Annotated in this window: 6 protein-coding genes and 2 pseudogenes; 4 read left to right on the forward strand and 4 right to left on the reverse strand. The window is 42.5% G+C overall.

All coding sequences use genetic code 11. From position 1 onward, the window contains the following. Positions 1 to 247: 247 nt before the first annotated feature. The 4 genes and pseudogenes from IQ226_RS03570 (at position 248) to IQ226_RS03585 (ending at position 3,181) form a co-directional block, all read left to right on the forward strand. Positions 248 to 1,678 (forward strand): form I ribulose bisphosphate carboxylase large subunit, encoded by a 1,431-nt coding sequence (locus IQ226_RS03570; protein ID WP_193892208.1) that lies wholly within the window; start codon positions 248 to 250, stop codon positions 1,676 to 1,678. Positions 1,679 to 1,779: 101 nt separating this feature from the next. Next, positions 1,780 to 2,209, forward strand: a pseudogene (locus IQ226_RS03575) (chaperonin family protein RbcX). A 45-nt stretch (positions 2,210 to 2,254) separates the two neighbouring features. After that, the gene (locus IQ226_RS03580) at positions 2,255 to 2,584 is read left to right on the forward strand and encodes a ribulose bisphosphate carboxylase small subunit (protein ID WP_104389420.1); all 330 of its coding nucleotides are present in this window, start codon (positions 2,255 to 2,257) and stop codon (positions 2,582 to 2,584) included. 165 nt (positions 2,585 to 2,749) lie between these two features. Continuing rightward, positions 2,750 to 3,181 (forward strand): VOC family protein, encoded by a 432-nt coding sequence (locus tag IQ226_RS03585; protein WP_193892214.1) that lies wholly within the window; start codon positions 2,750 to 2,752, stop codon positions 3,179 to 3,181. A 123-nt stretch (positions 3,182 to 3,304) separates the two neighbouring features. Here the strand turns inward: IQ226_RS03585 and IQ226_RS03590 are convergent, their stop codons facing one another. The 4 genes and pseudogenes from IQ226_RS03590 to IQ226_RS03605 form a co-directional block, all read right to left on the reverse strand. Then, positions 3,305 to 4,513 carry an aspartate aminotransferase gene (locus IQ226_RS03590; RefSeq protein WP_193892217.1) on the reverse strand — a complete coding sequence of 403 codons (1,209 nt, stop codon included), beginning with the start codon at positions 4,511 to 4,513 and terminating at the stop codon, positions 3,305 to 3,307. A 118-nt stretch (positions 4,514 to 4,631) separates the two neighbouring features. After that, positions 4,632 to 5,783, reverse strand: a complete 1,152-nt coding sequence (locus IQ226_RS03595; protein WP_193892220.1) for an iron-containing alcohol dehydrogenase family protein — start codon at positions 5,781 to 5,783, stop codon at positions 4,632 to 4,634. 417 nt (positions 5,784 to 6,200) lie between these two features. Further along, positions 6,201 to 6,725, reverse strand: coding sequence for a Ycf51 family protein (locus tag IQ226_RS03600; RefSeq protein ID WP_193892223.1), 525 nt, complete (start codon positions 6,723 to 6,725; stop codon positions 6,201 to 6,203). 297 nt (positions 6,726 to 7,022) lie between these two features. Continuing rightward, positions 7,023 to 7,231, reverse strand: a pseudogene (locus IQ226_RS03605) (photosystem II q(b) protein); the annotation flags it as partial.

Consider the following 7,231-nt stretch of genomic DNA (forward strand, 5'->3'; position numbering starts at 1 on the left):
TTTGTATTCCTGGGACGAAAAATAACAGCGTCATATAGTACGTCTGAAACATGGTAAACAACTTGTTGCAGTAGCAATTGCCGCAGCCTGATTTCTGCGGAAATAATACCGCCACCATAGATCAGTCTCGCCCCTAAATATAAGCAAAACTTATAATTTCATTAAGAATGAATTAAGAGTAAGAATGAGAAGAAGTGGCACATAACGTGATTTGATAGTAAAAAGAAAGACTTCTTGGAAGAAAAATATGTCTTACGCGCAAACTAAGACTCAGGCTAAGTCTGGGTACCAAGCTGGGGTTAAAGATTACAGACTAACTTATTACACTCCCGATTACACTCCTAAAGATACAGATTTATTAGCAGCTTTCCGGATGACACCCCAACCCGGAGTTCCTCCCGAAGAAGCTGGTGCGGCAGTAGCTGCTGAGTCCTCCACAGGTACTTGGACAACAGTTTGGACAGACTTGCTGACCGACCTAGATCGCTACAAAGGTCGTTGTTACGACATCGAACCAGTTCCCGGCGAAGATAACCAATATATTTGTTATGTTGCTTATCCCTTGGACTTGTTTGAAGAAGGTTCTATCACCAACGTACTCACCTCCATCGTCGGTAACGTATTTGGTTTTAAAGCTTTACGGGCATTACGTTTGGAAGACATTCGTTTTCCTGTAGCTTACATCAAGACTTTCCAAGGACCTCCTCACGGTATCCAAGTAGAGCGCGACAAATTGAACAAATACGGTCGTCCTCTGTTGGGTTGTACAATCAAGCCCAAATTAGGTCTTTCCGCTAAGAACTACGGACGCGCAGTTTACGAATGTTTACGTGGTGGTTTGGACTTCACCAAAGACGACGAAAACATTAACTCTGCACCATTCCAAAGATGGCGCGATCGCTTCTTGTTCGTAGCTGAAGCTATCAACAAAGCCCAAGCAGAAACCGGCGAAATCAAAGGTCACTACCTCAACGTTACCGCTCCCACCTGCGAAGAAATGATCAAACGGGCTGAGTACGCGAAAGAACTCAAACAGCCCATCATCATGCACGATTACCTGACCGCAGGTTTCACCGCTAACACCACATTGGCTCGCTGGTGTCGTGACAACGGTATTCTGTTGCACATTCACCGTGCTATGCACGCTGTAATTGACCGTCAAAAAAATCACGGTATCCACTTCCGCGTACTAGCTAAAGCCCTCCGCTTATCTGGTGGTGATCACATCCACACCGGTACAGTGGTTGGTAAATTAGAAGGTGAACGGGGAATCACAATGGGCTTCGTTGACCTATTGCGTGAAAACTACATCGAACAAGACAAGTCTCGTGGTATCTACTTTACCCAAGACTGGGCTTCTTTACCCGGCGTAATGGCAGTTGCTTCCGGTGGTATCCACGTATGGCATATGCCCGCGTTGGTAGAAATCTTCGGTGATGACTCCGTACTCCAATTCGGTGGTGGTACACTCGGACATCCTTGGGGTAACGCTCCTGGTGCTACAGCTAACCGCGTAGCTCTAGAAGCAGTTGTTCAAGCTCGTAACGAAGGTCGTAACTTGGCTCGTGAAGGTAACGATATTATCCGCGAAGCTGCTAAGTGGTCTCCTGAGTTGGCTGTTGCTTGCGAACTGTGGAAAGAAATTAAGTTCGAGTTTGAAGCAATGGATACCGTCTGATGATGAGTTAAAAGTTAAAAGTTGAAAGATAAAAGCCAAGAAATTTTCTGAATTTTAACTTTTGACTTTTGACTTTTGACTTATTGAGGGTTGGGTCAAGCATGGATTTAAAGCAAATTGCGAAAGACACAGCCAAAACTCTCCAAAGCTACCTGACTTATCAGGCTCTGAGGACTGTATTGGCACAGCTAGGCGAAACAAATCCTCCTCTAGCACATTGGTTGCAAAACTTTTCCGCTGGGAAAATCCAAGACGGAGAAGCTTATATTGAGGAACTGTTTCTAGTCAAGTCAGATTTGGCATTACGGATTATGACTGTCAGGGAACATATAGCGGCAGAAGTGACAGAATTTTTACCAGAAATGGTCATAACTGGCATTCAGCAAGCCAATATGGAACAGCGTCGCCAGCATCTCGAACGCATTACGCAACTAAATTTATCAAGTCCCAGCCTGGAAATACCAAAGACAGACAATATCTGATAGCCTGCGTGGCGTAGCCATTCCTAATTTAGATAATTTATCTAATTAGTCAGTCAACCAACTAATAAAAAATCTCCCCCACTTATCAAAAACTATGCAAACTTTACCAAAAGAGCGTCGTTACGAAACTCTTTCTTACCTTCCCCCTCTGTCTGACGCGCAAATCGCCAAGCAAGTTCAATACATTTTGAACCAAGGCTACATCCCCGCAATTGAATTTAACGAAACTTCTGAACCTACAGAACTTTACTGGACAATGTGGAAGTTGCCTTTGTTCGGCGCTAAATCTACTCAAGAAGTATTGGGTGAAGTTCAAGGTTGCCGTTCTCAGTATGGTAACTGCTACATCCGTGTTGTTGGTTTTGACAACATTAAACAGTGTCAAGTTCTTAGCTTCATTGTTCACAAACCCAGCAGATACTAAAAGCTAATTAGCTGATAGTAATTTGATCAATTAAAAGGAGAGGTAGAGTTTTCTATCTCTCTTTTTGAGTTTTTGATAGAGAATAGAATTGTCGGTTGAGTAGCACTTTTTATTAGGTATTAAATTATATTTTCGCTATCATTACGTCTCTCACTCACCCCCACTATGAACCAACCCATATTCCATCTCGCTTTCCCCGTCACCAATATCCCCGAAACCAAAGCCTATTATGTTGACGGTTTAGGCTGTATTCCCGGACGTGAAAATCCCCATGCCTTGATTCTCAATCTTTATGGACATCAATTGGTAGCACATACAACAAAAGACATCCTCACACCTCAAAAAGCAATTTATCCTCGACACTTTGGACTAATTTTTACTCAAGAAGCAGATTGGCAAGAATTATTAGAAAGGGCAAATAACAAAGAGTTAAAATTTAGAGAAGAACCTAAATACCGCTTTACCGATTCCCTTCTAGAACATCGGACTTTTTTCTTAGAAGACCCTTTTTATAACTTAATGGAATTTAAGTATTATCGTCATCCAGAAGCTATATTTGGTAATACTAAATACACCCAAATCGGTGATAGAAATTAGCTTGCGTTCTTACATACATATATGCCCTTTACGCAAAGGCTCGGTTTATTCTCTTGCGGAGTATACTACCTTTTCCAGAATTGTCATAATCTTAATTCTTTTGAGATTGTGTATTCACCTTAATTATCCCGCAGAAACAGAAACTTCCGATTGATAGCAAATCCCCGCTTCCTTGAATCTTTGTAAAGCTTCACCCAAGCGATCGCAATCTGCAATTAAACTAATTCTTACATAGCCTTCACCACCCACACCAAAGGCATTACCAGGAGTCAAAACCACCCCAGTTTGCTGTAAAACATTCAAAGCAAAATCTGTAGAATTCATTCCCACAGGGCATTTTATCCACAAATACATAGTTGCTTCCGTTTTGGGAATATTCCACCCCAACTTACCCAAACCATCAATTAAAAAATCTCGCCGAGTGCGGTAACGTTGTTGCACTTCATGTAAATAAGTATCAGGGAGATTCAGCGCAGTTTCCGCCGCAGTTTGCAAAGCCGAAAAAATGCCATAATCTAAATTGGTTTTCAGAGTCCGCAAACCTTGGATCACATGAGGATTTCCCACCACAAAACCGACGCGCCAACCTGCCATATTATAGGTTTTAGAGAGTGTGTGAAACTCGACACCAATCTCCTTAGCACCAGGAATTTCTAATAAGCTAGTGGGTTGATAACCATCAAAAGCTAATTCGGCATAACATAAATCATGGACTAAAAGGATTTCATACTTCCTTGCAAACGCCACAATTTCCTCAAAGAAATCGCGGGGGGCGGTAGCGGCGGTAGGATTACTGGGATAATTAAAATAGAGAATTTTGGCTTTTCTAGCTACCTCGTCAGGAATAGCCGCTAAATCAATTAACCAGTTATTTTCTTCCTTGAGAATTAAATTGTGGATAACTCCCCCAGCAATAATCGGACCACGAAAATGCACAGGGTAGGATGGTGAAGGTACTAATACAGTATCACCAGGATTAATATAGGCGATCGCTAAATGTCCCAAACCTTCCTTAGAACCAAGTAAAGGTAAGGCCTCACTATCAGGATTAAGTGTCACCCCATAACGGCGATGATACCATTGAGTAATCGCCCTACGGAAACTAGCCGTCCCTTCAAAGGGGGGATAACCGTGATTAGCAGGATTTTGCAAAGCTGCTATGGCTGCGTCTATCACAGGTTGGGGAGTAGGTCCATCAGGATTACCCATACCCAAATCAATTAAATCCAACCCTTGTTCTCTAGCCTTAGCCTTTAATTCATCCAAACGAGCAAACACATAAGGCGGCAATTTTTGTATCCGTTCTGCGGGAGACATCCAACTTAAACTCATTCTTTCACCTCAAAATAGGGAAGAGGGAAGAGGGAACAGGTCACAGGTGACAGGTGACAGGGAATAGATGAAAATTTTACCAATTACCCGTTACCAATTACCAATTACCAATTACCAATTACCCATTTTTAATTTTTAATTGATTTGGTGCAGTGGTAGAAACCATTGCAGCCATCAAATGTTCCAACGCTACATTAAACGGTAAACGGTGGATATCAGAATTAGGTTGTAAACTAATTTCCGCTGCTGTTTGTAACTCACCTAGAGTAATATTACCTAATCCCAAATCTGCTAATTTTTGGGGTAGTCCAATCTCTGCATAGAACTTCAACAATTGTTGTCTTGCTGACGCTGCTAATTGATTTCCCTGGATCATTTCTTCTAACCGCAGTTGTACCAGGATACCATAAGCGACCTTTTCCCCGTGAATACTCTCATGTCCAGAAATATGGGTTAAGCCATTATGAACTGCATGGGCAGCAACTGTGCGACATTGCGCCCCACCCAGTCCCCCAATTACCCCAGCTAAAAGTACAGTTGCGTCTACAACCTCTTGCCAAACTTCGCTACCAGGAGATTGTAAAGCCGCAGCGGACTTTTGTAATAAAATATCGCGTAAAACTCGCGCTTGTTGGACTGCGGCAATAATCAAAGTTTGTTGTAAATGTCCACTACTCACTGAGGCTTCATACCATTTGGCGATCGCATCCCCAATTCCTGCTATTAATGTGCTTTGAGGTGCAGTCTGGATCAAATTATAATCCAAAATTAGCAAATCAGGACAGCGAGACAAAGCCACATCATACAAAAACGCCCCCGTCTCTGAATAAACATTAGCAAGGGCAGTCCAAGCCGCACAGGTAGCCCCAGAAGTGGGAATTGTCGCAACTGGTAATGTTAATTGGTGGGCGACTAATTTAGCCGTATCCAAGGCTTTACCACCGCCAATCCCGATAATTAGATCAGCCTTATGTTCCTTAGCAGCTTTGCGTAAAGCTTTTAAACTAGCTTCACAACAATCAGCACCATAGGAAACCAAAATAGGATGTAATTCTGGAGATTGGCAAAGAGGTTGTAAACTCTCTTGACTCAGATTAAGAGTCTGATTGCCAGCAATAATTAAAGGACGAGTTCCCAAATTAGTGACTTCACCCGCAACGGTTGACAATATCCCAGCACCGCGAATTACTTTGCCAGGGGCAACAGAAAGCCTGAAAAATGAACTAGAGGTTTGAGCAGACAAAGTTTCAGTAGAATGTTGATTAGGCATGATCATTATTTTGCCAAAACTATTGATATTTCTTAATCAAATTTTAAAATAATCTTTATTGTATGATAGATGACTAAAAAATGTGCAAATCAGGAGTCAGGAGGAAGAACATTGTTCTCCTATTCCCTCTTAACTATCCTGTAACCCGTAACCTGTCCCCGTGGCGTAGCACCTGTAATCTGTAACCTGTAACCTGTCACCTGTAACCTGTCACCTGTAACCTGTAACCTGTAACCTGTAACCTGTCACCTGTAACCTGTAACCTGTAACCTGTAACCTGTCACCTGTCACCTGTCACCTGTCACCTGTAACCTGTAACCTGTCACCTGTAACCTGTAACCTGTAACCTGTAACCTGTCACCTGTAACCTGTAACCTGTAACCTGTAACCTGTCACCTGTAACCTGTCACCTGTCACCTATGAAGCAGTGGGTTTTGGTAAGGAAGCAAACTTATCTAAATAAACTTCCACCGCCATTTCTGGGTCTTCAGGACGCACCAAAGTGCGTTTTACTTCACCTAAGTACACGGGTATAGATAAACCTATTTCTGGGTGGATAATAGTACGGGCGCGGACTATTAATTGCTTATCACCACCAGTACCTAAACGACCATAGGAATAAAGGTTACTAGCTGCTTGACGTAAAGTAGCTTCTAATTCGGTGGGAGTAATTTCCGGGGCGATCGCAATTACAGTGTGGTTAGAACCATTATCATAAACTAGAGTATACTTGGCAGCACCGGGAATAATTGTGCGACTCAGGGGAACAAGGGAAAGTGAAAACAATCCCCCTGTTAGTACCAGCATAAAGCCAGTTGCACCCACCAATCGAAAGCGAAAGCCCCATTTAAGAATGAAAGCTAAGATTGTCAGAACTGCAAAAACTATTGTGGCAATACCTGACCATTGGGTATATTCGAGAAAATTAGCTGTACTAGGCATAAGGTTTTAATTACGAATATTCCCATTTTACCGGATTACTTGGTAAGCGTAAAGCTCAGTATCTTGAGACCTGAGAGTGTCAACATTCCCTGTTGCCTCTGAATTTGAATTTACAGAGCAAAATGTTAGTAATCGTTATGATTTTGACGGCCTTTGCGTTCATTGGTGGGGAAATAGAAAGAGAGTTCACGTTCATTGAATAAACACTGAGGGGTCAAATTGTTTCATTCAAAACAAAAACACCCCCCATGTATGGGAGGTGTTTCTGTAATTAAACTTTTAAAAAAGCTTGAATTATTAACCGTTGATTGCAGGAGCGCTTAAAGCGACAGGAGCAACTTCACTAGCAGCCAAGTCTAGAGGGAAGTTGTGAGCGTTGCGCTCGTGCATTACTTCCATACCTAAGTTAGCGCGGTTGATTACGTCAGCCCAGGTAGCGATGACGCGACCTTGAGAATCCATGATGGATTGGTTGAAGTTGAAACCGTTCAAGTTGAACGCCATGG

Origin of the sequence: Dolichospermum sp. LEGE 00240 (assembly GCF_015207875.1) — a bacterium.
In the GTDB taxonomy this organism is placed as follows: domain Bacteria; phylum Cyanobacteriota; class Cyanobacteriia; order Cyanobacteriales; family Nostocaceae; genus Dolichospermum; species Dolichospermum gracile.